This window comes from Streptomyces sp. NPDC007875, from assembly GCF_042868035.1.
Classification (GTDB): Bacteria; Actinomycetota; Actinomycetes; order Streptomycetales; family Streptomycetaceae; genus Streptomyces; species Streptomyces antimycoticus.
The window spans coordinates 97,590-122,720 of sequence record NZ_JBIADZ010000003.1 but is presented as its reverse complement, the minus strand read 5'-3'; the positions used below and the strand labels follow the sequence as shown (position 1 = coordinate 122,720).

Sequence of the window (25,131 nt, the reverse complement as noted above, 5' to 3'; positions counted from 1 at the left end):
TCCGCCGGGCCGACGTCACCCGTTTTCCGCGCGGATCCGCCGCTACCGGCCGGTCAGGGGTCGATATCCGCGGCGGCCCGCTCGGTGAAGATCCGCAGGGCCTCGGCGGTGACCGGACCGGGGGCGCCGGGCAGGGTGCGGGTGTCCACACGGTGCACGCCCTGTACGTCGCGGGTCGTGGAGGTCAGGAAGACCTCCTCGGCCCGGCGCAGCGCCTCCAGCGGCAGATCGGTCTCCTTGGCGCCCACCCACTCCAGCACCAGGGCGCGGGTGATCCCGGCGAGGCAGCCGGAGGCGAGCGGCGGGGTGTGCAGCTCGCCGTCGAGGACCACGAAGACGTTGGTGCCGGTGCCCTCGCAGAGCGCGCCGACCGTGTTGCCGAAGAGGGCCTCGGAGGCGTCGTGCTCACGGGCGCGGGCGAGCGCGACCACGTTCTCGCCGTACGAGGTGGTCTTCAGGCCGGTGAGCGCCCCGCGCTCGTTGCGCGCCCACGGAACGGTGATCACGGCCGTGGCGTCGGGCCGGCGGGACGCCTCGGACAGCGCGACCACCAGGGTGGGTCCGGCCGTGCCCCGGTCGGAGCCGAGCGGCGAGAGCCCGCCGGTGTAGGTGATCCTCAGCCGCCCGAACGGCACCGGGTGGGCCTTGAGCACCTCCTCGCAGCCCCGCCGCACCTCGTCCAGGTCCGGCTCGGGAAGCCCCAGGCCCTCGGCGGAGCGGGCCAGCCGCCGCAGATGGCGGGTGAGGGCGAAGGGCTGTCCCTCGGTGGCCTTGACGGTTTCGAAGACACCGTCGCCGACCGTGAGCCCATGGTCGAAGACGGACACCCTGGCGCTGTCCGCGTCGCAGAGGGATCCATCGAGCCAGATGGCCGGTTTCATCGCGTCGCCCTTCCCGTCGGCTGCTGTACGCCCGACGCTACCGCGAGCAGCCGGGCGGCCTTGAGTTCCGTTTCGTCCCATTCGCGCTCCGGGTCGGAGCCCCAGGTGATGCCCGCCCCGGTGCCGAACCGCAGCACGGCCCCGGCCGGGCCGCGGTCGATCCAGAAGGTGCGTATCCCGACCGCCAGCTCACCGGTGCCGCGGTCGGCGTCGACCCAGCCGATGCCGCCGCAGTACGGGCCGCGGGGCGCGGTCTCCAGCTCCTCGATGACGCGCAGCGCGCTGGACTTGGGCGCGCCGGTGACCGATCCGGGAGGGAAGGCGGCCGCGAGCAGTTCCGGCCAGCCGGTGCCGGGGGCGAGTTCGCCCCGCACCGTGGAGACGAGGTGGACCAGTCCCGGATGCGGTTCGACCGCGCAGAGGGCAGGGACGGTCACCGAGCCGGTGGCGCAGACCCGGCCCAGGTCGTTGCGGACCAGGTCCACGATCATCACGTTCTCGGCGTGGTCCTTCTCCAGCAGGTCTTCAGGGCCTCGGCCGGTGCCCTTGATGGGGCCGGACTCCACGGTGCGCCCGGTGCGCCGCAGGAACAGTTCGGGCGAGGCCGTGGCGACCTCCACCCCGTGGCCGGGCAGCCTTACGGTGCCCGCGTACGGGGCGGGGTTGCCCAGGGCCAGCAGCGCGGTCAGCGCGTCCACATCGGCCCCTGCCGGATCGGGCAGCGGCGCGGTCAGCACCCGGCAGAGATTGGCCTGGTAGACCTCGCCGGCCGCGATGCGCCGCCGGATGTCACGCACCCCCGCGGTGTAGGCGGCCCGGTCCAGGGACGAGGTCCACTCCCCGGCCGCGGGGCCGTACCAGCCCCCGGGCGCGGGGGGCGGCACGGGCTCGGCGCGTACGTCCCCGAAGCGTGCACAGACCAGACGGCCTTCGAAGTCCGCGACAACGGCCCAGAAACCCCGGGTGTCCAGGGCCGACGGGTCGCTGGTCACATCGCGTAGATCGGTGGCGAGCAGGCCGCCGAAGCGGGCGAGCGGGGGCAGATCGTGCACGGTTGCGAGTCTATGGTGCCCAGGTCAGGGCGGCCTCGGGAGGGCGCGCGGCACCCGAGCAGGGCAGCACGCTGCGGAAACGGAATTTGAGCTGGCCGGGGAATCCGCTAGAGTTCAACACGTCGCCGGGACGCGGAAGCGCCCCGGACATACGGCACCTGCGGACGTGGCTCAGTTGGTAGAGCATCACCTTGCCAAGGTGAGGGTCGCGAGTTCGAATCTCGTCGTCCGCTCGGAGTGGGGGTTTCGACCTCCACGGTTGGTGGAGTGGCCGAGAGGCGAGGCAACGGCCTGCAAAGCCGTCTACACGGGTTCAAATCCCGTCTCCACCTCGGACGATTAGCTCAGCGGGAGAGCGCTTCCCTGACACGGAAGAGGTCACTGGTTCAATCCCAGTATCGTCCACTCGGATCCTCGCGGATCCACCTGCGCGATTAGCTCAGCGGGAGAGCGCTTCCCTGACACGGAAGAGGTCACTGGTTCAATCCCAGTATCGCGCACGCAGTCCCGCGGACGATTAGCTCAGCGGGAGAGCGCTTCCCTGACACGGAAGAGGTCACTGGTTCAATCCCAGTATCGTCCACACTGATCGTCGGAGGGCCGGAGCGAAGAGCTCCGGCCCTCCGACGTTTCTCGGTCCTCAGGACGAGAAGAGCATGTGCCCGAAACCCCGCTTGTGGTGGCCGTGGTGACCACCGTGGTGCCCGTGCTGCGGCGCGCCCCACGCGGGCGCGGGCGCGGCCGGGTACCCCTGCGGGCCGGGCGCGGCGGGCGGCATCTGTTGGGTCCACTGCGTCTCAAGGCGGGTCAGCGCCTCCAGCTCCCCGTAGTCCAGGAAGATCCCCCGGCAGCCGCTGCACTGCTCTATCTGCACGCCATTGCGGTTATACGTGTGCATCGGCGCATGGCACTTGGGACACTGCATGGTCCGCTCAACTCCTCATGCTTCGGACAACAACGCGCCGGAACATCCGTCCGACCGCGTGGACTTCACCCTACGGCCTCCATGTACCGGGCGATGCGGACAGCCGCCTCCACCATCGCCTCCTCGGCCTCGTCCAACGCTCGTCCGGCGGCCGCCGCTTTGGCGAGCGCGAGCGCGGCGGTCTGCACGGTGAGGGCGCGGGCGGGCACGTCCAGCCGCGGCCAGGGGTCGCCCTGCCCCGCGGCGGAACCGCCCGCCGCCCGGTACCCCCCCAGAAACCGGTCCCAGTCCTCGGGGGCGAGCAGTCCGGCGGCGTACCAGGCGGCGGGCCGCGCGAGGTCCCAGGCCGGGTCGCCGAGGCCGAGGTCGTCGATGTCGATGAGCCGCCAGTCGGTGGCGCGGTGGCGGATGAGCTGACCGAGGTGGAGATCGCCGTGGCAGAGCCGGTCGGCCTCTTGCCGGTCGGCTCGATCCCGGCGATCCCCGGGGTCCCGGCGGTCCGTGCGGTCCAGGTCCACGCGGTCCGTACGGTCGTCCGTGCGGTCCACGCCTCGCGCCCAGCCCGGCAGACCGGCCCAGGCGTGCAACACGGCCCGGATGGCCGCGCTGTCGGGGAGCGCCGCCGCCCGCAGCCGGGCGATGGCGCGGGCCGCCTTGACCGGGCCGCGCATCGCCGGGAGGGGGCCGGGCAGTTCGGCGACCGGCACGGCGTGCAGCCGGGCCAGCAGCTTCCCCGCCTCGACCCACGGGGCGGCGTCCGGCGCGTCGGGCGCCACGGGTTCGCCGTACGGCCAGAGGGTGACCTGCCGTCCGTCGGGCAGCGCTCCCATCCCGTCGACCGGCGGCAGCAGTATCCCCGCGCACCGGGGGTGGGCCGCCACCCCGAGCCGGACGGCCAGCTCGGCCGGGTCCGTGCCGGGCGGGTGCGCCTTGGCGACGACATGGCCGCACCGCACGACGGTGGCGTCGGGCCGGTCGGCCAGGACGGTCACCTCGGCGGTGGCATCACGCCGGCCCCGGCGAAGGGCGGCGACGAGCTGCGCCGCGGTTTGGCTCACGGCTCCCCCATGTCATCGGCTGCCCCGGGATCGTAGCCCCTGCAGGGCGGGGTGCCGGTGCTCCACCCCTCCTGGTGTCGGGCGCTCACCCGAGTGCGGGCCGTGGGCGCATGCGGCGTCACGCTCCACGGTTACAGAGTTTGGATTCTGTAACCTCAACCCGATACGGTTCGGCGCCATGGACGCATCGCATACGGGAACGAGCAACTCAGAGGATCTGCCGAACAATTGGGGCCGGTGGGGTGAGGACGACCAACTCGGCACGCTCAACCTCATCACCGCGGGGGCCCGGGCCAGGGGCGCCTCGGAGGCCCGCACCGGGCGGACGGTGTCCCTCGCGGTTCCGGTCCAGCCGACGCCGCTCATCAGCGGCCCCTTCGCACCGTCCACCCAAGACGCCTCGCCCGTTCAGCAGATGATGGTCTACGTCGGTTCCCCGGCGCCGGCGATGGCGGACGTGATGCTGGTGACCAATCACCACCCGCGCTCGACGCACCTCGACGCGCTGGGGCACGCGATCCGCGACGGGCGGGTCTATCCGGGGCGGCCCGTGGACGAGGCCGTGACACCGGCCGGCGCCCGGCACGGCTCCACGACGGCGTTCGCCGCCGGGCTCGCCACCCGGGGGATCCTGCTCGACCTTGCGGCCGACGGCCCGTTGCCCAGTGGACATGCGGTCACCGCACGGGACCTCGAGGCGGCCGAGGAACGTCACCGCGTACGGCTGGAGTCCGGGGACGCCCTGGTGGTGCGCTGCGGATGGCCCATGACGCCCGACCCCGAGCGGCCGATGCCGGGGATGAGCCTGGACGCGGTGCGCTGGATGCACCGGCGCGGCGTGTCGCTCTACGCGGGCGACGTCGGCGACGCGCACCCGGACCTGGACCCCGCCTGCCCCTTGCCGCTGCACCGGATCGCTCTGCCGATGATGGGCCTGCCGCTGATCGACGCCGCCGAGGTGGACGAGCTCGCCACCGTCTGCGCCGAGCTGGGCCGCTATGCTTTTCTGCTCACGGTGGCGCCGCCACGTATCCACGGGCTGACCGGGGTGCCCGTCAACCCGCTCGCGGTCTTCTGACGGGCCACTAGGAGGAACTGGCAGTGAGGGAGCAGCCGGTGCCCGCCGCCGGGGCCGGGAGCCGCACGGTGCGGTTCGTACGGAACGGCGAGCGCTGATGCGTTCGGGCCCGGCGCTCGACGCCGAGACCATCCTGACGGCCACCGAGGACGTGCTGCGCCGTCACGGACCGGCGAAGGCCACGGTGCTCGACGTGGCGCGGGCGCTAGGGGTCAGCCACGCCAGCGTCTACCGGCACTTCTCGTCCAAGGCGGCGCTGCGCGAAGCTGTCACGCGGCGCTGGCTCGGCCGGGCGCGCGAGGACATCGCGGCGGTCGCGGCCGACACCCGGCAGGCCGCGCCCGAGCGACTGCGCACCTGGCTCACCACGCTGTTCGCCGCCAAGCGGAAGCTGCTGTCCGAGGACCCGGAGCTCTTCGCCACCTACCGGGTCCTGGCGGCCGAGCACAGTGACGCGGCCGCCGACCATGTGGCCGATCTGATCGAGCAGCTGCGCGTCATCATCGCCGACGGCGTCGCCGGCGGTGACTTCACCTGTGCCGACCCCGCCGCGACGGCCCGGACCGTCTTCGACGCCACGACGGCCTACCACCACCCCGCGCACGCCCCCGAGTGGCAGACCCCGGGCGCCGAGGCCGCCTTGGAGTCCGTCTGCGCCCTGCTCGTCAACGGCCTGCGCTCCCGCTGATCCGTCCGCAAAGGGACGGGCTGCGCCGTGGCCGTCGGTCGAGTCAGCCCATGTCGTCCGTACTGCTGAGCTTTTCGACGACGGTCTCGTCCGGGCCCACGGAGCGCCCGTCGCTGGAGCGGATCTCCAGCGGGCTCAGCGGGTGCCCGTTCCGACGGTCGAGGAGTCGTGAGTGCTCCTCCCCTGGGCCGAAGCAGTGCGCCTCGCCCCACTGGCGCAGCGCCACGACGACGGGGAAGAGCGCGCGGCCCTTTTCCGTGAGCACGTACTCCTGGTAGCGGCTGCCGTCGGAGGCGGGCACGGTTGTCATCACTCCGGTCTGCTCCAGCGTGCGCAGCCGGCTGGTGAGGATGTTCTTGGCGATGCCGAGGCTTCGCTGGAACTGGCCGAAGCGGCGACTGCCGTCGAACGCGTCGCGCACGATCAGCAGGGACCACCAGTCGCCGATGGCGTCGATCGACCGGGCAACGGGACACGGTTCGGCGTCGAATCGCGTGCGGGCGACCATCGCGCTTCCTCCTTCGCACCACATTCGGTTGCAACATGCTACCTCCTGCCCTAAGGTCCGGCAGGTAGCAAGTTGCAACCATCAATGAGGGGGAGGCGCCGTATGCCGAGCGACTGCTCGACGGCCGGCGGCCGGACGGCCGCGACTACCGCACTCGTTCCATCCGGGCCGCCGTCCGCGCGCCTGATCCTGCTCTTCGCCGTTGCCTGCGGCAGCGCGGTGGCCAACGTCTACTTCGCCCAGCCCCTGCTGGTCACGCTCGGCGAGCAGTTCGCGCTCGGCCCCGGCCTGCTCGGCGCCATCGTCGCCATCACCCAACTCGGATACGCCGCGGGTCTGTTCCTGCTCGTCCCGCTCGGCGACCTCGTCGACAGGCGCAGGCTGATCACACTCCAGCTCGGCCTGCTCGCCGCCGCGCTGCTGCTCACGGGTCTGGCACCCGGGACCGCCGCGCTGCTGAGCGCCCTCGCGGCGGTCGGTGCGCTCGCCGTCGTCGCCCAGACCATGGTCGCCGCGGCGGCCCACCTCACCGCTCCCGCCTTTCGGGGGCGGGTCGTCGGAGCGGTCACCAGCGGGGTGATCACCGGCATTCTGCTGGCCCGCACGGTGGCAGGCGTCCTGGCCGACCTGGCCGGATGGCGCGCCGTTTACCTCTTCTCGGCCGTGGTGACCGCGACGCTCGCCGTGCTCCTGCGCCTCGCCCTGCCGGCCGACCGGCCGCCGACCGTCACCATGCCGTACCGGCGTCTGCTGACATCGACCGTCGCCCTGTTCGCCCGCCACCCTCTGCTCCGGGTCCGCGGCATGCTGGCGCTGCTGGTCTTCGCGGCCTTCAGCACGCTGTGGAGCGGCGTCGTCCAGCCGCTCAGCAGTCCCCCCTGGTCGCTGACGCACACCGCGATCGGCGCGTTCGGGCTCGCCGGAGCGGCCGGAGCCGCGGCCGCGGGAGCCGCCGGCCGATGGAACGACCGCGGCCTCGCCCAGCGGACCACGGGTGCCGCGCTGGTCCTGCTCGCCGTGTCATGGCTCCCCCTGGCCTTCACCCGGCAGTCGCTCTGGGCCCTGGCCATCGGAGCGGTCCTCCTGGACTTCGCCGTCCAGGCCGTGCACGTCACCAACCAGTCCCTCATCTACGCCGTCCATCCGGACGCGGGAAGCAGAATCATCGGCGGCTACATGGTCTTCTACTCGGCCGGCAGCGCCCTCGGCGCCATCGGCTCCTCCGCGGCGTACGCGGCGGCCGGGTGGACAGCGGTGTCCGCCCTGGGAGCGGCATTCAGCTGCGCAGCCCTGCTGCTGTGGGCGACGACCCGGCACCTGGGCCCAGTGGCGTGACGTTCTGAATCCCGCTGCGGCCAAGCGCCATGTGCGCTGCCGAAAGCGGCCAACAGACGTGTCCGGGCGATCATGTGACCGGGGTGTGCCCGTGTCGTTGGCGTGGCCAGGGGTCGGGGTGTCCTACCTCGCCCGCGCCCACCAGCACGCGGCCGGCGCCCGTACCGGTCTGCTTCCGGGCGGTCGGCTGGTGACCGCGATCGCCGGTACCTCCCTCCTCGTCACAGCCGAGAAGGACAAGGACGGAGGCGCGACGGGGCGCGTCGAGTGGGACCGGGCAGGGTTCATGCACGCTCGCCACGGTGACGACTATCCGCCCAGTGCGGCCGTTCGCCTCGCCAAGGCCGCGGAGCTGGACGGAGATGAAGTAACGCGCGGTCCGTATCCCGTCGTCGACGTGGCGGACGCGTGGGACCTCGCGTCCATGCTGGACATCACGGTGCCCGGTGTCGAGCACGAGTACCGGGAGGACGGCGAGCAGCGTGTCGCGCTCATGGCACATGCCGACGGATCGTGGGCCCGGGCCACGGCGACCGGGAACGAGCGGCCCACCGTGCACCAGGGCGGCCCCCGTCGGCTGTGGGACGCCCTCGACAAGGTCCGCGACTACTGGCTCAGCAACGGCGAGCTACCGGTACGAGGGGCCCGGGTGGACATCACACCTGACGGTCGTACGTTCCTCGGCCGCGGAAAGTGGTCTGCCGAGCTGAGCTGATCGCATAGCCCCCATACCGGCCCGGTTGCCCCTTAATCCCCCAGGGGGCGGCCGGGGCCCCTGTCCGGGCCGCCGCCCAAACGCACCGGGCCCTGCTCGCCATCGCTCCCCAGCGATGCCGAACAGGGCCCGTTCGACGCCCGGACCCGGACCTGTTTTCGCAGGTCCGGAGCTAGTCACCGTTGCGGATGTTTTACCGCAACAGGTGCCCAGCTGTCCGGGCATTCGTGCCGTCCGCCGCACCCCCGTCCCCACGGGGTTAATGGCCGGAAGTCCCCGGCCCGGGCCGCTCTCCCGGGCCTGGGGCGCTCAGCGCCCCAGCATTCCCGCCACGGACGACGCTTGTGTGACGACGGCTTCCCAGCCGCCGAAGGTGATGGTCAGGAGGATGGCCATCGGCAGCACCATCGCCGCCGCGACCAGAGGGTGGCGGGTGCCGGTCTGCGGGCCGCCGAAGGCGTCGGCCGCCGCACGAATGGACCTGCGACGACGCGTGTGGATGACCGTGCGTCCAGCCGTGTCCGCCATCGTCCCTCCTCCGTCACATCTGGGGGCGGCGAGCGTCTGACCTCGGGGGACGAGTGCTGCGCCCGCCGCTTGACCACAACATTAGGCGCGCACCCCGGTGCTCGGCGTCATGCCTTCGTACCCATTGCCGGGCCTCCCGGAGGATGACCCCGGGAGGCGTCGACTACTCCCCTGGGTGGAGATGCGCCCTCACGCCTTGGGGTCTTCCCGGAGGGGTCCGGGGAATCGATCCTTCCGGAGCCCTTCCGGAGTCCACGGAGTGTGCCCCTCCGAGCGCGTGCGAGCTCTACTCACCGTCTCCCTCCTCGCCCCGCGGTACCGGCTGCTCCACCAGTGCCAGGACGCGGTTGGCCATGAAACGGGCCGTCCGCACCACGGACCCATTACGGGTGACTTCGCTCACTTCCACCACCCCCCGCCGGACCGCTGTCTCGACCCTCCGGCCCGCCCTGCTGGCCACCACTTCATACGTCCGCGTCGTGTCCCCCGCATCCACGACTATCTCCACACGATCACCCTTCACGGTCTCAATCCCCCTTCTGAGACGGCCTCTTGAGATCACGCAGCACGGAGCCGAGCGTGGATTGCCACGATTCCGGCCCACTTCTCCAGGATCTCAGGCACCACTGACAATCCATCGGCCGACGCATGCGCGGCCTCTCAGCGCGCGGGGCTGTCAATCCGTAAGCTGTGCACGTCAGACGGACGGCGACGGACAACTGCGGCGGACTGACGTCAGATCAGCGGCAAACGGCAAGCAGACGGCAGCGGATGGGGCTCCCCACCAGGGGTTAAGGGAGGGGCTCCCCACCGGAGGTAGGGGACGGACATGGCGATGATGCGGCTCCGGCGCGAGGACCCGCGTGTCGTCGGTTCCTTCCGGCTGCACCGGCGGCTCGGCGCGGGCGGCATGGGGGTGGTCTACCTCGGCTCCGACCGGCGCGGCCAGCGGGTGGCCCTGAAGGTGATCCGGCCGGATCTCGCCGAGGACCGGGAGTTCCGGTCGCGGTTCGCCCGGGAGGTCTCCGCCGCGCGGCGGATTCGCGGCGGCTGTACGGCCCGGCTGGTGGCCGCCGACCTGGAGGCCGACCGCCCCTGGTTCGCCACCCAGTACGTACCGGGCCCCTCCCTCCACGACAAGGTGAACGAGGAGGGCCCGCTGCCCGCCGCCCAGGTCGCGTCGATCGGGTCGGCGCTGGCAGAGGGGCTGTTGGCGGTCCATGAGGCGGGGGTCGTCCACCGTGACCTCAAGCCCTCGAACATCCTGCTCTCCCCCAAGGGCCCGCGCATCATCGACTTCGGTATCGCCTGGGCGACCGGGGCCAGCACCCTCACCCACGTCGGCACGGCGGTCGGCTCGCCCGGCTTCCTCGCGCCCGAGCAGGTGCGGGGCGCGGCGGTGACCCCGGCGACCGATGTCTTCGCGCTGGGCGCCACGCTCGCGTACGCCTCGACGGCGGACTCGCCGTTCGGGCACGGCAGTTCGGAGGTGATGCTGTACCGGGTGGTGCACGAGGAGCCGCAGCTGCTGGGCGTTCCCGACGCCCTGGCGCCGCTGCTCCACGCCTGTCTGGCGAAGGATCCGGAGGACCGGCCGAGCACCCTGCAACTGTCGCTGCGGCTGAAGGAGATCGCGGCACGCGAGGCACAAGGGCACGGGCACGGTGCCGGGGGCTACGGCGACGGGCCGAGCCGCCCCCCGGCGCGGCGCCCCGAGGCATACGCCGACCAGCACACGGAGCGGCGCCCCGGCAGTACGCCGACGCCGCGGAACGGGTCGCCGTCCCCGCGGCCGGGAGCCAGTACGGGCGGGGCCCCGGGGCGGAACACGGGGCGGAACACCCCGGCGCGTCCGGCGCAGGCACAGCGCCGGACCCCGCGGCCGCCCGCGCGCACGGACCGCTCGGGTCGTCCGGCCAACACCGTTCGCACCTCGCCGGGCGGACGCCGCCCCAGCGGGCCGAACCGCCGGCTGCTGCGTCAGCGGCTGACCGTGTTCGTCGTGGTGACGCTGCTGGTGGCGCTGGGGATCGCGGCGGCGCAGGGCTGTCAGGGCCCGGCGAACGGCCTGGGCGCACCGCATGGGCCGACGGGGTCGGTCTCGGCGGCGGCGCCATATTCGGCGCAGGCGCCGCACTCGGCGCAGGCCCCGCACTCGGCGGAGGCGGCGGCCGGGCCGGACGGCCGGTAGGGGTCAGAGCCCCGGTCTGCCCGAGGTGACCGCGTAGAAGGCGACCGCCGCCGCCGCGCCCACGTTGAGGGAGTCCACGCCGTGGGCCATCGGGATCCGGACCCACTCGTCCGCGGCCATCAGCGCCTGGGTGGAGAGCCCGTCGCCCTCCGCGCCCAGCATCAGCGCGACCCGCTCCAGGCGGTGCGGAGCCGCGTCGTCGATGGTGGTGGCCTTCTCGTCGGGGGTCAGGGCGAGGATCTTGAACCCGGCCTCCCGGACCGCCTCCAGCCCGCGCGGCCAGCTCTCCAGGCGGGCGTACGGCACGGAGAAGACGGCGCCCATGGAGACCTTGACCGAGCGCCGGTAGAGGGGGTCGGCGCAGTCCGGCGAGAGAAGCACGGCGTCCATGCCGAGGGCCGCCGCGCTGCGGAAGATCGCGCCGGTGTTGGTGTGGTCGTTGACGGACTCCATGATGGCGACGCGCCGGGCGCCCTGGAGGACCGACTCCGCGTCCGGCAGCGGCTTGCGCTGCATGGAGGCGAGTGCGCCGCGGTGGACGTGGTAGCCGGTCACGCGTTCGGCCAGTTCGGGGCTGACGGCGTAGACGGGGGCGGGGACGTCCTCGATGACGTCCCGCATCACATCGACCCACTTGGACGACAGCAGCATCGAGCGCATCTCGTAGCCGGCGAGGCGGGCGCGCCGGATCACCTTCTCGCCTTCGGCGATGAACAGGCCCTCGGCCGGTTCCCGCTTGCGTCGCAGCTCCACATCGGTCAGACCCGTGTAGTCGCGCAGCCGCGGGTCGTCCGGATCATCGACGGTGATGAGATCAGCCACTTAAGTGATACTGCCTTGTCCTGGATGCGGTGCCAATGAGCCCGACGCGAATAAGTTACCGGCGGTTACGTCCGCTTACGTCAGCGGTGGTCACGGGGCGAGAGGGCGACGACATCGCCGATCACCACGACCGCCGGGGGCCGTACGCCCTCGGCCGCGACCTTCTCCCCGACGGTGGCGAGGGTCGCGTCCACCCGGCGCTGGGCCGGGGTGGTGCCCTCCTGGACCACGGCGACGGGGGTGTCGGCGGCCCGGCCGTGGGCGACGAGGGTCGCGGCGATGGCGCCGATCTTCTCCACGGCCATGAGCAGCACCAGCGTGCCGCGCAGCCGGGCCAGCGCCGCCCAGTCCACCAGGGAGCTGGGGTCGTCGGGCGCGACATGGCCGCTGACAACCGTGAACTCATGCGCGACGCCCCGGTGGGTCACCGGGATCCCGGCCGCGCCCGGGACGCTGATGGAGCTGGAGATGCCGGGGACGACCGTGCACGGGATACCGGCCTCCGCGAGCGCCTCCGCCTCCTCCATGCCGCGCCCGAAGACGAAGGGGTCGCCGCCCTTGAGGCGGACGACCGACTTGCCCGCCTTGGCGTGCTCGATCAGCGCGTTGTTGATCGCCTCCTGGGCCATGAAGCGGCCGTACGGGATCTTCGCCGCGTCGATCACCTCGACATGCGGCGGAAGTTCATCGAGCAGATCGCGCGGGCCGAGCCGGTCGGCCACCACCACGTCCGCCTCGGCGAGGAGGCGGCGGCCGCGCACGGTGATCAGGTCCGGATCGCCCGGCCCGCCGCCCACCAGCGCCACCCGCGGGCCGCGGACGCGGTGGCGGGGCGCGGCGAGGGTGCCGTCGCGCAGCCCCTCCACCACGGCGTCCCGGACGGCGGCGGAGCGGCGCGGGTCCTGTCCGGTGAGCACGGCGACGGTGACGCCCTCGCTCCGCCCGGTGGCCGGGGTCCAGGCGGAGGCGGCCTCGGCGTCGTCGCTGCGGACGCACCAGATGCGGCGCGCCTCGGCCTCGGCGGACGCGGTGGCGTTGGCCTCCGGGTCGTCCGTGGTGATCAGGACGTACCAGGCGTCCTCGAAGTCGCCCTCCTGGTAGCGGCGGCGCTCCCAGCGCACCTCCCCCGCCTCGGCCATGGCCTCGACGGAGGCGGTGGCGGACGGCGAGATCAGCAGGATGTCCGCACCGGCCGCTATCAGCGCGGGCAGCCGGCGCTGGGCGACCTGCCCCGCCCCGAGGACGACCACACGCCGCCCGGAAAGGCGCAGTCCGACGGGGTATGCGAAGTGTTCGGACATGGCGGTGCGGCTCTCCTCGTGCGAATGCGCGGCCGCTGCGGCGCTGGAGCGGCTGATCGGCTGGGGCTTGCTCGACTCTGGGGCGGAGCCCCCGCCGACACCCTACGCGGCGGGGGCGCGCATCAGTTCTTCTCCGTGACCCCTGCGGAGTCGAACGTGGCCACCTCGTGCATCGCCCGTGCGGCGCTCTGCACCACCGGAAGGGCGAGCAGCGCCCCGGTGCCCTCGCCGAGCCGCAGATCCAGGTCGACCAGGGGGCGCAGACCCAGCTTGTTCAGGGCCGCCACATGGCCCGGCTCAGCGCTGCGGTGGCCCGCGATGCAGGCCGCCAGCACCTCGGGCGCGATGGCCCGGGCGACCAGCGCGGCGGCGCCCGCGCTCACCCCGTCCAGGATCACGGGCGTACGCAGCGAGGCGCCGCCCAGCAGCAGCCCGGTGATCGCGGCGTGCTCCAGGCCGCCGATCGCCGACAGGACGCCGATCGGGTCGGCCGGATCGGGCTGGTGCAGCTCGAGACCGCGCCGTACGACATCGATCTTGCGGGCGTGCATCTCGTCGTTGATGCCCGTGCCGCGCCCGGTCACCTCGGCCGGGTCGGCGCCGGTGTAGATGGAGACCAAGGCGGCCGACACGGTGGTGTTGGCGATCCCCATCTCTCCGGTGAGCAGCGCCTTGTTCCCGGCGGCCACCAGATCGCGGGCCGTCTCGATGCCCACCTCGATGGCGCGCAGCACCTCCTCGCGGGTGAGCGCGGGGCCGACGGTGAAGTCTCCGGTGCCCGCCCGCACCTTGCGCGGCAGCAGCCCGGGGGTGCTGGGCAGATCGCTCGCCACCCCGACGTCCACGACGCACACCTCGGCGCCCACCTGGGCGGCGAAGGCGTTGCAGACCGCGCCGCCACCCAGGAAGTTGGCCACCATCTGGCTGGTGACCTCCTGCGGCCAGGCGGTGACGCCCTGGGCGTGCACCCCGTGGTCGCCCGCGAAGACCGCGACGGCCGCGGGCTCCGGAATCGGCGGCGGGCACTGCCGGGACAGCCCGCTGAGCTGGGCGGAGATGATCTCCAGCATGCCGAGCGCACCGGACGGCTTGGTCATCCGCTTCTGCCGCTCCCACGCCTCGCCGAGCGCCTTGGCGTCCAGCGGGCGGATGCCGCGCAGGGTCTCCTGGAGCAGGTTGTGCGGATCGCCGCCGGGCAGGGTGCGGCGGCCGTACGTCTCCTCGTGGACGACCCAGGACAGCGGGCGGCGCTTGGACCACCCGGCCTTCATCAGCTCCGGTTCCTGCGGGAACTCGTCGACGTATCCGACGCACAGATACGCCACGACCTCCAGATGGTCGGGCAGCCCGAGCTCCCGCACCATCTCGCGCTCGTCGAAGAAACTGACCCAGCCGACGCCGAGGCCCTCGGCGCGGGCGGCGAGCCAGAGGTTCTCCACCGCGAGCGCGGAGGAGTACGGCGCCATCTGCGGCTGGGTGTGCCGGCCGAGGGTGTGGCGGCCACCGCGGGTGGGGTCGGCGGTGACGACGATGTTGACCGGGGTCTCGAGGATGGCCTCGATCTTCAGTTCCTTGAACTGCTTGGCCCGGCCCTTGGGGAGGGACTTGGCGTACGCGTCCCGCTGGCGCATGGCCAGCTCATGCATGGCGCGCCGGGTCTCCGCCGAGCGGATGACGACGAAGTCCCACGGCTGGGAGTGCCCGACGCTGGGCGCGGTGTGCGCGGCTTCGAGAACGCGCAGCAGCACCTCGTGCGGGATGGGGTCGGACCGGAAGCCGTTACGGATGTCCCGGCGCTCGCGCATCACGCGGTGGACGGCGGCGCGCTCGGCCTCGTCGTACCCCTCGGCGCGGGGGCCGATGGGGATGGGGATCAGCTCGGGCTCGGGCTCGGGCTCGGTGTCGGTCTCGGGCTCCGGTGTGGATCCCTGGGCCTCGTCCGTTACGGGATCGGTGGCCGTTTCGGGATCCGTTTGGGGCTCGGGCTCCGGCTCCGGGGTGTGCGCCTCGGGGTCGTCCGTGGCCGCGGGCTCGGCGGCTTCCGGGTCCGTGGGCTCCGGTTCGGCGGTCCCGGCCTCGGGCTCGGGGGATTCCGTCACGTCGGCCTCGGGTTCGGCGGCCTCCGAGCTATCGGCCTCGGGGGCACCGGCCTGCGGCTCCGTGGCTTCCGGCTCGGTGGCCTCGGGCTCGGGGGCTTCGGGCTCGGTGGCTTCGGCTTCGGGCGCCGTTTCGGGCGTCATGGCCTCGGGCTCGGTGGGCTGGACTTCCGTCCCTGCCTCAGCCTTGGGCCCGGTGGCTTCGGGCCCGGTGGCTTCGGGCCCGGTGACTTCGGGCCCGGTGACTTCGGGCCCGGTGGCTTCGGGCGCTGCCTCGGCCGCCGCTTCCGCGTCCGGCTCGGGGGGCGCCGCCTCGGCCTCGGCGGTCTCGGGTGCCTCCGCCTCAGCGGCTTCGCTCTCGGTGGCCTCGGCCTCCGGGGCGTCCGCCGCTTCGGCCTCGGGAGCCTGCTCCTCCGGGGACTGCTCCTCAGCCTCGGCCGCGGTCTCCGCGGTCTCCGCGGTCTCCGCCTCGGCGATCGGCTCGGGCTCGGGCTCCGGCTCTGCCGCCGCCTGCTCAGGCGTCTCGGCGGGAGCCTCCTGCCGAGGCGCCTCCGCCTCCGGGACGGCCTCCGCCTCGGGCGCGACCTCCGCCTCCGGCTCGACGGGCGCCTCCTGCCGAGGCGTCTCGGCAGCGGCGGGCTCCTCGGCGGCGGCCTCTTCGGGCTGAGGCGTCTCGTCGGCCACGTCGGCCACTATCGAGGGAGCCGGGTCCACAGCGATCGGCTCCACCGATTCGGCGGGCTGATCCGGGAGTTCCTGAACGGCGTCCTGGGCGGGGGCCTCGGCGGCGGCAGCGTACGGCTCCTCGGCCGTGACCGGCTCATGGGCCAACTGCGCCGGGATCTCGGGTGTGACCTCCGCGACCGGGGCGGGGGCGGGCCGGGCCTCGGCCTGTCCGGTGATGGGCTCGGTCTGCGCCTGGGTCGGGATGTCGAGGACCTGCCCCTCGGCCACGGCTGCCTCTGGGGCGGGCTCCATGACGGGCTCCCCGGCCTGGGCCGGGATGGTCGCGCCCATCGGGTGCGGGTCCGCGACCGCCGAATCCCCGTACGCCTGGTCCATCGCGACCGGCTGTGCCTCCGGCGCCATCGCCTCGGGCTGGACGAACTGCTGGGGAGCGGGCTTTGCTTCGGGCCCCTCCACGACCTGAGGCTCCTCGGCCGTACCGGCCGTCTCCGCCGGAGCGGGCGCGGGCGCGGGCGCGGGCGCAGCGGCCTGCGCGGCCTGCTGCGCCGGCGGCGTGGAGTCCCAGGCGTCCCCCGGCTGCGGGGCGTCGGCCATCTGCGGGAGGTCCGCGAGCTGGGGCCCGGGGAGCCGACTCAGGTCGTCGGGCTGCGGGGTGAAGTACTGCGGCCCGGCGGCGTACTGGGGCGCGGTGGAGTAGTCGGCCGCCAGCGGCTGCTCGAGCATGACCGGCTGTTCGGGAACAACGAACTGCTCAGGCGCGCCGAACTGCTCAGGCGCGGCGAACTGCTCAGGCGCGGCGAACTGCTGCTCGGGCTCAGCGAACTGCTCAGGAGTGGCGAACTGCTGCTCGGGCTCAGCGAACTGCGCGCCCTCGGCGAACTGCTGCTGCTCAGGCCCGGCAAAGTGCTCGGGCCCGGCGGACTGCTGCTCCGCCATCCCGTCCTGCTCAGGCGCCGGAACGCCCTGCTGCGGCCCCGCCCCGTACTCGGGCTGGGAGGCGACCTGGTGCGGCACCTGCGGCTGCGACTCCGGCTCCGGTTCCGGCACGGCCTGCGGCTCGGGCTCCGGCTGGCGTACGGGCGCGGCGTGCCGGCCCGCGGCCGGGCCCCGGTCGGCGAGCGAACGCACCACGCCGTTGGAGGTGTCGGGCACCGGCGGGCCCATGTGGAGCGGCCGCCGGGCGGGGGCGGCGGGCGCCGCGTACGCGGCCTGGGCGGGGGCCGACTGCGGTACGGGCTGCTCCGCCACGGGCTGCGGCTCGGGCATCTGAGTCTCGGCGTACGCGGCGGCGCCTGGGTCGAGCGCACCCGCCTCGTACGCCCCGGTCTGGTACTGGGCCTGCTGCTCGCTCCAGGCACCCTGGGCGCCCGGCATCAGCAGCAGATCGTCCTCCTCACCGACGTGTTCGGGCCCGTCGAGGAAGGTGTAGGCGGCGCCGGGAGCGACACCGGGATGCGGCTGTTCGATGTAACCGGCGTCGGCAGGCGGGGCATGGACATCCGCCGGGTGCGGATGTCCGAGTCGTCCGCCTGCGTTCTCCGGCAGTCCCTCTCCCGGGACCTGGCCGGTGTCGGTCATGCGTACCCCTCGCCCATCGCTAGTGCTCCTTCCAACCGCCTACCGCCGAGAGCAAGCCCCCTGAGCAAGAACGAGCATGCGCCGTGCGCGGCACGTAGACACGCCCGAGGCTTGCCTACCGCCACCCCTCCAAGGGAGGAGCATTTTCCGGCCTTTGGCCAATAAAGCGCCGAACGCCGGGCAGCGGTACAGGCAGTACAACGATCCGCCAGCCTACCCCGCGCGGTGCCCCGGGCAGGTCACCGGGGCGAAGCTCGGGGCGAACGTCACAAGGACAAAATCACTGGTGCGGGCGGTGGCCGCAGAGCATGAAGGCGACCGCGCGCTCCCGTTCGGTCCAGCCCCGCGTGTCCAACTCGACGGACTGCAGCAGCACGCATTCGACGGCGTAGCCGCCGTCCTCCAGCGCCCGGCCGATGGCCTCGGCCTCGTCACGGGTCGCGGCATGGGTGACGATGCGCTCGGGGCGGCGCGCGGCGCACGCGGCGACGACGGGTGCGCCCCCTCCGCCGATCCGCACCACGTCCGGCTCCGGCAGGTCCTCCAGCACCTCGGGGGCGACGCCCTGGACGACCTGGAGCTGTACGCCGAAGCGGCGGGCCAGGGTGTCGGTGCGCTCGCAGGCGTCCGGGTCGCGGTCGACGGTGATGACGGCGGCGCCGAACCCGGCGGTCTCGACGGCCGCCGCGCCGCTGCCCGCTCCGATGTCCCAGACCAGGTCGCCCAGGCGGGGGCCGATGCGGGCGAGTTGAAGGGCGCGTAGCTGCGGGGACTCGCTCTCGCCCAGCACGGTCCCGTACGCGGGGCCGGGCAGCGCCCAGCCGCGGACGGCGCCCGGGTAGCCGGGGTCCCGCCCGGCGATCCAGCCGCCGCTCTGCAGCGCGCCGCGGGCGGCGCCGGCCGCCGGGCCGCCGTGGACGGGAGTTATGCCGGAGCCGCCGATGACGATGACGACGTTGGGGTCACGCCAGGCGTGGTCGGCGGCCTTGTCGGAGGTCAGGACGGTGACCTGCTCGCGTTCGGTGCCCAGCGCCTCGCAGATGACGAAGGTGCGGTGCACGGGGCCGAGCAGCAGTGCGAGTTCGGCGGGGCCGGCGCCGGGCGAGGTGAGGACGGCGACCTTGGTGTGGGCGCGGCAGACGTTGACCGCGCGGCGCAGATCGCGGCTGTGAGCGACGACGACCTGGGCGTCGTCCCAGGGCATCCCGGCCCGGGCGAAGGCGGCGGCGACGGAGGAGACGGCGGGGACGACCTCGACCTCGAGTCCGTGCTCGGGGGCGCGCAGGGCGCGGACGACGCCGAAGAAGCCGGGGTCGCCGTCGGCCAGGACCACGGCGGAGCCGCGGTGCTGGGCGATCCTGCGGGCCGCGAGGTCCACGCTGCCGAGCCGGATCCGTTCGGCGCCGGGCGGGACTTCGGGCCGCGCCAGGTGGTGGGCGGCGCCGGCCACGAGGGTGGCCGCCGCGAGGGCGGAGCGGGCCGCGTCCGTCAGCGGGGTGCCGTCCCAACCGATCACCGTGACGCGGTCGGCCATCGTCCTTGTTCTCCCCTATGTGTGGCGGGTTCGGGTCTGTCGGGTGCGTCGCGGTGGGCCGCGTGCGTCGCATGGTGTGCCTGTGAGGGTTCACGGGCGGGTCGCGGTCGGTGCGCCGCGGATGCGCGGGGCACGGTCCCGGATGCGGCCAAGGCGCGGGTGCTCGGCGCGGACGAAGAGTACCCCGGCTGGTCCGGACCGCTGGAGCGGGGGCGGGCGCGGGGGTGGTGCGCCGGGGGCGCGGACCGCGCGAATGCGCCGGATCTCCGCCCCGGCCGGGGCCCGGTGGGGCGTCAGCCCCAGTCGGAGTAGGTGGGATAGACGCCGAAGCCCTCGGGCCCGGAGATCCGGTCGGGGGCGCCGTCGAGGTCCTCGGCGAGCAGACTCCAGACGATGAGGTCGGTGCGCATATCGGTCCAGCCGCCGTCCTCCGTCTGGGTGCGGGCTATCCAGGCGTTGCGCAACACACCCTCGCTGATACAGCCGACCTTCTGGGCGACCTGCTGGGCGGCGGTGTTGCCGGCGGCGGTGCGCAGCTCCAGGCGCTCGAACTTCTGGTCCTGGAACAGCCAGCGGGCCACGGCCAGCACCGCCTCCGAGGCATAGCCCTCACCACGCGCCCAGGGGGCGACGATATAGCTGGCCTCGGTCGCCAGCAGTCTCCAGTCGGTATGGCTCAGATGCACGATGCCGACCAGCCGCTGGGTGAGGAATTCGGCGACCGCGAAGACGATGCCCCGGCCCGTGGTCCGTTCCGCCGGGGCGAGCCGCAGCGCCTGGTCGCGCGCGTCGGCGGGGCTGTACGGATTGGGCGCCCGGGTCCAGGCGATGACGTGTTCGTCGTTCATCATGTCCGCGAGCGCGGGTATGTCCGCTTCCTCGAACGGGCGCAGCACCAGCCGTTCCGTGCTGATGGAGATGTCCGGGAAGGTGGATGTCATGCGCCGCTCCGTAACCGGGGGTCGTTTCAGGGCCGTAGAGAGGCCCAGCATGCAGCATCACGCAGGGGAAATGCAGCACGGGGGGTGAATCGGAAGGCCCCGCATCCGGTTGTGGTCCGGATGCGGAGCCCTGGGGATCCGCCGGTGGGCGGGAAGGTTGGCGCGATCGTTGCGGTGGTGTCGCGGTGCGCCGGGGATCAGAAGGACGGCAGCACGGAGCCCTGGTACTGGTCCTCGATGTACTTCTTCACCTCGGGGGAGGTGAGGAGCTTGGCCAGCTTCTTGACGCGCGGGTCGTCCTCGTTGCCCTTCTTCACGGCCAGGAAGTTGGCGTACGGGTTGTTCTTGGGCGATTCGAGGAGGATGGCGTCCTTGGCGGGCTTGAGGTGCGCCTCGATGGCGTAGTTGCCGTTGACGACCGCGGCGTCCACGTCGTCGAGCGACCGCGGCAGCTGGGCGGCCTCCAGCTCCTTGAACTTCAGGCCCTTGGGGTTGGTGACGATGTCCTTGGGGGTGGCCTCGTTGCCCACACCGCTCTTGAGCTTGATGACCCCGTTGGCGTCCAGCAGCTTCAGCGCGCGGGCCTCGTTGACCGTGTCGCTCGGGACGGCCACGGTGGCGCCCTTCCCCAGCTCGCCGGCCTTCTTCACCTTGTGCGAGTAGAGGCCGAGCGGCTCGAGGTGCACGGTGACGACGGGCACGATGTCGGTGCCCTTCTTCTTGTTGAAGTCATCCAGGAACGGCTGGTTCTGGAAGTAGTTGGCGCCGACCGAGCCGTCCTGGGTGGAGAGGTTCGGCGTGTTGTAGTCGGTGAACTCCTTGACCTCCAGTTTGAGGCCCGCCTTGTCGGCCAGGTGGTCCTTGACGTAGTTGAGTATCTCCGCGTGCGGGACCGGGCTCGCGGCGACGACCAGCGCGCCGTTCTTGTCGTCGGAGGACGAGGGGCTGCAGGCGGCGGCGCCCAGGGCGAGCGCGCCGGCGGCGAGGACGGTGGTGACGGTCTTGGTGGTGTTACGCACGAAAAGTGCCTTTCTTTGAGGGCGCACGGATCCGCCGCGGGTGCGGAAGCGGAATGACGGGCGGGGTGATACGGAGGAGAGGAGGGGACGGGAGGTGGGTGGGGGCTCAGGGGACCTTGGTCGGCTCCACGGACTCGATCTCGGCCGGCGCGGCATCCGGCTGCGGGGCCGGAGCGGGCTTCCCGGCCCGGGACGCGCCGCCGCGCAGCAGCACCAGCCGCGGGGCGACCGAGGAGCGGCCGCGGTGCGACAGGCCGCGGGCGGCCAGGTCGCCCGCGAACTGGATGACGGAGATGACCACCGCGAGGATGGCGACGGTGATCCACATCAGCTTGGTCTCGAACCGCAGATAGCCGTAGCGGACCGCCAGGTCACCGAGGCCGCCGGCGCCGACCGTGCCGGCCATCGCGGAGTAGCCGATGAGCGCGACGATCGTGGTGGTCGCGCTGGAGATCAGCGCGGGCAGCGACTCGGGCAGCAGCACCTTGCGGACGACGGTCCAGGTGGAGCCGCCCATCGCCTGCACGGCCTCGACCAGCCCGCCGTCCACCTCGCGCACCGAGGTCTCCACGAGCCGGGCATAGAAGGGGATGGCGCCAATGGCCAGGGGCACGATCGCGGCCTCGGGGCCGATGGTGGTGCCCACGATCGCCCGGGTGAAGGAGATCAGGGCGACCATCAGGATGATGAACGGCATCGAGCGGGCGACGTTGACGATCTGCCCGACGACCTTGTTCACCACGACGTTCTGCAGCACTCCGCCGCGGTCGGTGAGGACCAGCAGCACGCCGAGCGGCAGTCCGCCGACGACCGCGATCACCGCCGACCAGCCCACCATGTAGAGGGTGTCCCAACAGGCCTGCTCCAGCAGGGGCTCCATCTCGGACCAGGTCACTTGGCGCCCTCCTTGAGCAGCGGGGTCGGGTTCGCGCGCGGGCCGTCGGCGATGGCCGCCACATCGACCTGCAGGCCCTGCTCCCGCAGGAAGCCGATCGGTACGACGTTCTCCTCGAACCGGCCGGGCAGCTCGATCCGCATCCGGCCGACCTGGTGGCCGCCGACGGTGTCCATCGCGGCGCCCAGGATCGAGATGTCGATGTTGTACGTACGGGACAGCTGGGAGATGACCGGCTTGGTGGCCGCCTCGCCCTGGAAGGTGACGTCCACGACCGTACGGTCCTCGCCCGAGGGCACCCCGCCGACCGGGAAGAGCTCCTGGGCCAGCTCGGAGCCGGGCGTCGCCAGCAGCTCGCTGACCGTGCCGGACTCCACGATCCGGCCGTCGCGCATCAGCGCGGCCGAGTCGCAGATCGTCTTGACGACGTCCATCTCGTGCGTGATGAGCAGCACGGTCAGGCCCAGCTGCTCATTGAGGTCGCGCAGCAACTGGAGGATCGAGCGGGTGGTCTCGGGGTCGAGCGCGGAGGTCGCCTCGTCCGAGAGCAGCACCTTGGGGTCGCCGGCGAGCGCACGGGCGATGCCGACGCGCTGCTTCTGACCACCGGAGAGCTGCGCGGGGTACGCCCTGGCCTTGTCGCTGAGCCCCACCAACTCCAGCAGCTCCAGGGCCTTGCGGGTGCGCTCCTTGCCGGAGACGCCGAGGATCTCCAGGGGCAGCTCGACGTTGTCCCGCACGGTGCGCGAGGAGAGCAGGTTGAAGTGCTGGAACACCATGCCGACACGGCTGCGGGCCTGGCGCAGCGCGGAGCCGGCGCTCTGGCGGCGCCCGGCGAGTGCGGTCAGGTCCTGGCCGGCCACGGTGACCGTGCCGGAGGTGGGGCGCTCCAGGAGGTTGACGCAGCGGATGAGGGTGGACTTCCCGGCGCCGCTCTGGCCGACGACGCCGTACACCTCGCCCTCGCGGACATGCAGATCGACGCCGTCGAGGGCGGTGACCTCGCGGCCTCGTGAGCGGTAGACCTTGGTCAGGTCCGTGGTGGTGATCACAGGGTTTCCGTCACTGTTGAGTGCACGGCGGTTGGTGCCGCCGGGCACGGCTCGTTCATTTCGGAACGCGGCAGGGCGGACCCGAGGAGCTGCGCGATGTGTGGGCGCGGTTCGGGTTCCGGTGACGCGGGGCGGCGCGGTCCGGCGCGCTGGGCACGCGGGTCCGGCTCAGCCGGTCTCGCTTCGGGGCGCGAGGCTCAGGCGGGGGCCCTCAGCAGTCACACATTCGACACCGACAACGAGCACCGGGCGTGGGGTTCGCCTCGGTCGCAGGGATGCGGCAGCTCGTCGTGGTCATGGCTGCAAGTAAAGCAGACACCCGTACGGGCCCATCAAGCATGTCCGCATAGCGGACGTCGTTGACCGGTCCGTGGACGGTGGAAGGGGGTGGCCGGGACCCGGTTCAGACCCGGCAGGTGATCTCCACGCCCCCGTCGAGGAGCCGCGCGGACACGGCCGACAGGTCCTCGACCACGATGTCGGCGACCAGCTCCTCGCGGGCGGTCGTTGTGGTCAATGCCACGGTCCGCATCCCGGCCGCGCGGCCTGCCGCGAGCCCGGCGGGCGCGTCCTCGAAGACCACACAGCGTGCCGGGTCGACTCCGAGCCGCTCGGCCGCGAGCAGGAACGGCTCGGGGTCGGGCTTGCCGCGGGTGATGTCGTCGGAGGTGATCAGCGTCCCAGGGCGTATCGCCACCTCGGCCAGGCGGGCCTCGGCCAGCGGGCGGTTGGCGGAGGTCACCACGGCCCAGCGTGCGGCGGGCAGCCCCGCCAGCAGCTCGGCGGTGCCGGGGAGCAGCTTCACCCCGCCCGGTACGTCCTCCAGCTCCAGCTCGTCGATGCGCGCCCGGGCCCGCGGGGCGCGGTCGGCGGGGAGCAGATCGGCGATGATGTCGTCCGCCGGGCGGCCGTGCAGCTCGACCGCCGCGAAGTCCTCCGCCGGAATCCCCTGCTCCTCGGCCCAGCGGGTCCAGCAGCGATGCACCGAGTCCAGGGAGGAGACGAGGGTTCCGTCGTTGTCGAACAGCAGCGCGTCAGCGGAGATCTTCATGAGCCGCAGCGTACGTGGAGGGCGCGGACGCCCTCGGGCGCGGGGCCGAGCGCAGCGCGGGCGGGCGGGCCGATTACCCTCGTCCCATGCTTGTCACTCCCTGTGTGCGCCGCCCTCGGGTGCGCCGCCGCACCGCGCGGAGGTCCCGTTGATCGACGCGCTGACGGTCGCGCTCGGTGTGACCGCGCTCCTCCTCGCCGCGTGGTGCGGCTTCGCCGCCTACCGGGACCAGCCGACCAAGGACTGGCACTTCATCGGCATGGCCGTGGTGGCGCTGCTGGCGATCGTGCAGCTGGTCATAGGAGTGGTGCGGCTGGCGGGCGGTGCCGACCCGCAGCAGGGGGTGGCCATCTTCGTGGCCTATCTCATCGGCTCGGCGCTCGCGGTGCCGGTCGCGGCGTTCATGTCGCTCACGGAGCGGACCCGCTGGGGTTCGGCGACGGTCTCCGCGGCGGCCGTGGTACTGGCCGTGCTCGAGGTGCGGCTGTACGACATCTGGGGAGGCGTCGGTGGCTGATTCACAGGAGGCACGGGAGGCGTCGGTGGCTGAAGCACGGGAGGCGTCGGTGGCCGAGGACTCGGCGGCCGGGACGACGGCCGGAAAGCCGGAACCGGCCGCGCGCACCGGACTGGGGCAGGGCCCCGGGCGGCTGCTGGTGCTGCTCTACGGGGTCTTCACCGTGGCCGCCGCGTCCCGCTCGATCTACCAGCTGATCGCCCAGTACCAGGAGGCCCCGCTCGCCTACATCCTCTCGGCGGTCTCCGCCGTGGTGTACGCGTTCATCACGGTCTCGCTGGTGCGCGGCGGCGAGGGCGCGCGCAAGGCGGCGATGATCTGCTGTGCGGCGGAGCTGGTGGGGGTACTGACCGTGGGGACCTGGACCCTTGCCGACCCCTCGGCCTTCCCCGACCAGACGGTGTGGTCCGACTACGGGATGGGCTATCTGTTCATCCCGATCTTCCTGCCGGTCACGGGCCTGTTGTGGCTGCGCAAGGCCCGCCGGGTCGCACCGGATACGGCGTCGCGGGCCTGACCCACGCCGCGGGCCTGCCGGGGCTCCGCCCCTGATCCCGGGCCCTCGGGCGCCGGGGGGGGGGGGGGGGCGCCCCGGGCGGGCGGGGGGGGGGGGCGGGGCTGCAGCGGGCCGGGGTGGGCGGGGGGCGGCGCGCGGGCCTGGGGGAGGGGCGGGGCGGGG

Annotated in this window: 23 protein-coding genes and 5 tRNA genes; 12 read left to right on the top strand and 16 right to left on the bottom strand. The window is 72.9% G+C overall.

Annotated elements, in window-relative coordinates; all coding sequences use genetic code 11:
* Window positions 1–53 precede the first annotated feature (53 nt).
* Both ACFYOY_RS07500 and ACFYOY_RS07495 read right to left on the bottom strand, forming a co-directional pair.
* Window positions 54–881, bottom strand: coding sequence for an aminodeoxychorismate lyase (locus tag ACFYOY_RS07500; protein WP_351902613.1), 828 nt, complete (start codon window positions 879–881; stop codon window positions 54–56).
* A complete protein-coding gene (locus tag ACFYOY_RS07495) occupies window positions 878–1,933 on the bottom strand; it encodes a chorismate-binding protein (protein WP_351902610.1) in 1,056 nt (351 codons plus the stop codon). The genes ACFYOY_RS07500 and ACFYOY_RS07495 overlap by 4 nt, the downstream gene beginning before the upstream one ends.
* 160 nt (window positions 1,934–2,093) lie before the next feature.
* Here ACFYOY_RS07495 and ACFYOY_RS07490 point away from each other — a divergent pair.
* From ACFYOY_RS07490 to ACFYOY_RS07470, 5 genes are all read left to right on the top strand, one after another.
* Window positions 2,094–2,166 (top strand) — tRNA-Gly (locus ACFYOY_RS07490).
* A gap of 28 nt (window positions 2,167–2,194) precedes the next feature.
* Window positions 2,195–2,265 (top strand) — tRNA-Cys (locus ACFYOY_RS07485).
* Window position 2,266: 1 nt separating this feature from the next.
* Window positions 2,267–2,338: transfer RNA gene (locus ACFYOY_RS07480), tRNA-Val, on the top strand.
* A gap of 23 nt (window positions 2,339–2,361) precedes the next feature.
* Window positions 2,362–2,433, top strand: a tRNA-Val gene (locus ACFYOY_RS07475).
* 11 nt (window positions 2,434–2,444) lie between these two features.
* Window positions 2,445–2,516: transfer RNA gene (locus tag ACFYOY_RS07470), tRNA-Val, on the top strand.
* A gap of 57 nt (window positions 2,517–2,573) precedes the next feature.
* Here the strand turns inward: ACFYOY_RS07470 and ACFYOY_RS07465 are convergent.
* Both ACFYOY_RS07465 and ACFYOY_RS07460 read right to left on the bottom strand, forming a co-directional pair.
* Window positions 2,574–2,858 carry a zf-TFIIB domain-containing protein gene (locus tag ACFYOY_RS07465; RefSeq protein ID WP_014056196.1) on the bottom strand — a complete coding sequence of 95 codons (285 nt, stop codon included), beginning with the start codon at window positions 2,856–2,858 and terminating at the stop codon, window positions 2,574–2,576.
* Window positions 2,859–2,923: 65 nt separating this feature from the next.
* On the bottom strand, window positions 2,924–3,916 hold the full coding sequence (locus tag ACFYOY_RS07460; protein WP_351902607.1) for a phosphotransferase: 993 nt from the start codon (window positions 3,914–3,916) through the stop codon (window positions 2,924–2,926).
* 178 nt (window positions 3,917–4,094) lie between these two features.
* Between ACFYOY_RS07460 and ACFYOY_RS07455 the strand changes: the two genes are divergently transcribed.
* A complete protein-coding gene (locus ACFYOY_RS07455) occupies window positions 4,095–4,994 on the top strand; it encodes a cyclase family protein (RefSeq protein ID WP_351902605.1) in 900 nt (299 codons plus the stop codon).
* A 97-nt stretch (window positions 4,995–5,091) separates the two neighbouring features.
* Window positions 5,092–5,682: a TetR family transcriptional regulator gene (locus ACFYOY_RS07450; RefSeq protein WP_351902602.1), complete on the top strand. Its 591-nt coding sequence runs from the start codon at window positions 5,092–5,094 to the stop codon at window positions 5,680–5,682.
* A 43-nt stretch (window positions 5,683–5,725) separates the two neighbouring features.
* Here ACFYOY_RS07450 and ACFYOY_RS07445 read toward each other — a convergent pair whose 3' ends face one another.
* The gene (locus tag ACFYOY_RS07445; protein WP_388585435.1) at window positions 5,726–6,190 is read right to left on the bottom strand and encodes a winged helix-turn-helix transcriptional regulator; all 465 of its coding nucleotides are present in this window, start codon (window positions 6,188–6,190) and stop codon (window positions 5,726–5,728) included.
* A 102-nt stretch (window positions 6,191–6,292) separates the two neighbouring features.
* Between ACFYOY_RS07445 and ACFYOY_RS07440 the strand changes: the two genes are divergently transcribed.
* Window positions 6,293–7,525 (top strand): MFS transporter, encoded by a 1,233-nt coding sequence (locus ACFYOY_RS07440; RefSeq protein WP_351902596.1) that lies wholly within the window; start codon window positions 6,293–6,295, stop codon window positions 7,523–7,525.
* Between the two features lie 118 nt (window positions 7,526–7,643).
* Window positions 7,644–8,240, top strand: a complete 597-nt coding sequence (locus ACFYOY_RS07435) for a hypothetical protein (RefSeq protein WP_388585432.1) — start codon at window positions 7,644–7,646, stop codon at window positions 8,238–8,240.
* Between the two features lie 309 nt (window positions 8,241–8,549).
* Here the strand turns inward: ACFYOY_RS07435 and ACFYOY_RS07430 are convergent, their stop codons facing one another.
* Both ACFYOY_RS07430 and ACFYOY_RS07425 read right to left on the bottom strand, forming a co-directional pair.
* Entirely contained in the window at window positions 8,550–8,768 is a 219-nt protein-coding gene (locus ACFYOY_RS07430; RefSeq protein WP_014056182.1) for a hypothetical protein, read from the bottom strand.
* Window positions 8,769–9,054: 286 nt separating this feature from the next.
* Window positions 9,055–9,291, bottom strand: a complete 237-nt coding sequence (locus ACFYOY_RS07425) for a hypothetical protein (protein ID WP_078639914.1) — start codon at window positions 9,289–9,291, stop codon at window positions 9,055–9,057.
* 306 nt (window positions 9,292–9,597) lie between these two features.
* On the opposite strand from ACFYOY_RS07425, the gene ACFYOY_RS07420 reads away from it, so the two are divergent.
* Entirely contained in the window at window positions 9,598–10,959 is a 1,362-nt protein-coding gene (locus tag ACFYOY_RS07420) for a protein kinase (RefSeq protein WP_388585429.1), read from the top strand.
* Window positions 10,960–10,962: 3 nt separating this feature from the next.
* On the opposite strand, the gene ACFYOY_RS07415 is transcribed toward ACFYOY_RS07420, so the two are convergent.
* The 9 genes from ACFYOY_RS07415 to ACFYOY_RS07375 all read right to left on the bottom strand — a co-directional run bounded on the left by ACFYOY_RS07415 (window position 10,963) and on the right by ACFYOY_RS07375 (window position 23,935).
* Window positions 10,963–11,781 carry an RNA methyltransferase gene (locus ACFYOY_RS07415; RefSeq protein ID WP_351902585.1) on the bottom strand — a complete coding sequence of 273 codons (819 nt, stop codon included), beginning with the start codon at window positions 11,779–11,781 and terminating at the stop codon, window positions 10,963–10,965.
* A gap of 80 nt (window positions 11,782–11,861) precedes the next feature.
* Window positions 11,862–13,082: a uroporphyrinogen-III C-methyltransferase gene (cobA, locus tag ACFYOY_RS07410; protein WP_351902582.1), complete on the bottom strand. Its 1,221-nt coding sequence runs from the start codon at window positions 13,080–13,082 to the stop codon at window positions 11,862–11,864.
* A 122-nt stretch (window positions 13,083–13,204) separates the two neighbouring features.
* On the bottom strand, window positions 13,205–17,443 hold the full coding sequence (gene cobT / locus ACFYOY_RS07405; protein WP_388585424.1) for a nicotinate-nucleotide--dimethylbenzimidazole phosphoribosyltransferase: 4,239 nt from the start codon (window positions 17,441–17,443) through the stop codon (window positions 13,205–13,207).
* 280 nt (window positions 17,444–17,723) lie between these two features.
* A complete protein-coding gene (gene cbiE / locus ACFYOY_RS07400; RefSeq protein WP_351902576.1) occupies window positions 17,724–18,977 on the bottom strand; it encodes a precorrin-6y C5,15-methyltransferase (decarboxylating) subunit CbiE in 1,254 nt (417 codons plus the stop codon).
* 293 nt (window positions 18,978–19,270) lie between these two features.
* Window positions 19,271–19,918, bottom strand: a complete 648-nt coding sequence (locus ACFYOY_RS07395; RefSeq protein ID WP_351902573.1) for a GNAT family N-acetyltransferase — start codon at window positions 19,916–19,918, stop codon at window positions 19,271–19,273.
* A gap of 197 nt (window positions 19,919–20,115) precedes the next feature.
* Window positions 20,116–20,937, bottom strand: a complete 822-nt coding sequence (locus tag ACFYOY_RS07390; protein WP_351902570.1) for a MetQ/NlpA family ABC transporter substrate-binding protein — start codon at window positions 20,935–20,937, stop codon at window positions 20,116–20,118.
* Window positions 20,938–21,043: 106 nt separating this feature from the next.
* Window positions 21,044–21,832 (bottom strand): methionine ABC transporter permease, encoded by a 789-nt coding sequence (locus tag ACFYOY_RS07385; protein WP_351902567.1) that lies wholly within the window; start codon window positions 21,830–21,832, stop codon window positions 21,044–21,046.
* Complete coding sequence (locus tag ACFYOY_RS07380; protein WP_351902564.1) at window positions 21,829–22,884, bottom strand: ATP-binding cassette domain-containing protein; 1,056 nt, start codon at window positions 22,882–22,884, stop codon at window positions 21,829–21,831. The genes ACFYOY_RS07385 and ACFYOY_RS07380 overlap by 4 nt, the downstream gene beginning before the upstream one ends.
* A gap of 403 nt (window positions 22,885–23,287) precedes the next feature.
* The gene (locus ACFYOY_RS07375) at window positions 23,288–23,935 is read right to left on the bottom strand and encodes an HAD-IA family hydrolase (RefSeq protein WP_351902561.1); all 648 of its coding nucleotides are present in this window, start codon (window positions 23,933–23,935) and stop codon (window positions 23,288–23,290) included.
* A 148-nt stretch (window positions 23,936–24,083) separates the two neighbouring features.
* Between ACFYOY_RS07375 and ACFYOY_RS07370 the strand changes: the two genes are divergently transcribed.
* Window positions 24,084–24,452 carry a hypothetical protein gene (locus ACFYOY_RS07370; RefSeq protein ID WP_059147974.1) on the top strand — a complete coding sequence of 123 codons (369 nt, stop codon included), beginning with the start codon at window positions 24,084–24,086 and terminating at the stop codon, window positions 24,450–24,452.
* A gap of 49 nt (window positions 24,453–24,501) precedes the next feature.
* Complete coding sequence (locus ACFYOY_RS07365; RefSeq protein ID WP_351902718.1) at window positions 24,502–24,969, top strand: hypothetical protein; 468 nt, start codon at window positions 24,502–24,504, stop codon at window positions 24,967–24,969.
* Window positions 24,970–25,131 lie beyond the last annotated feature (162 nt).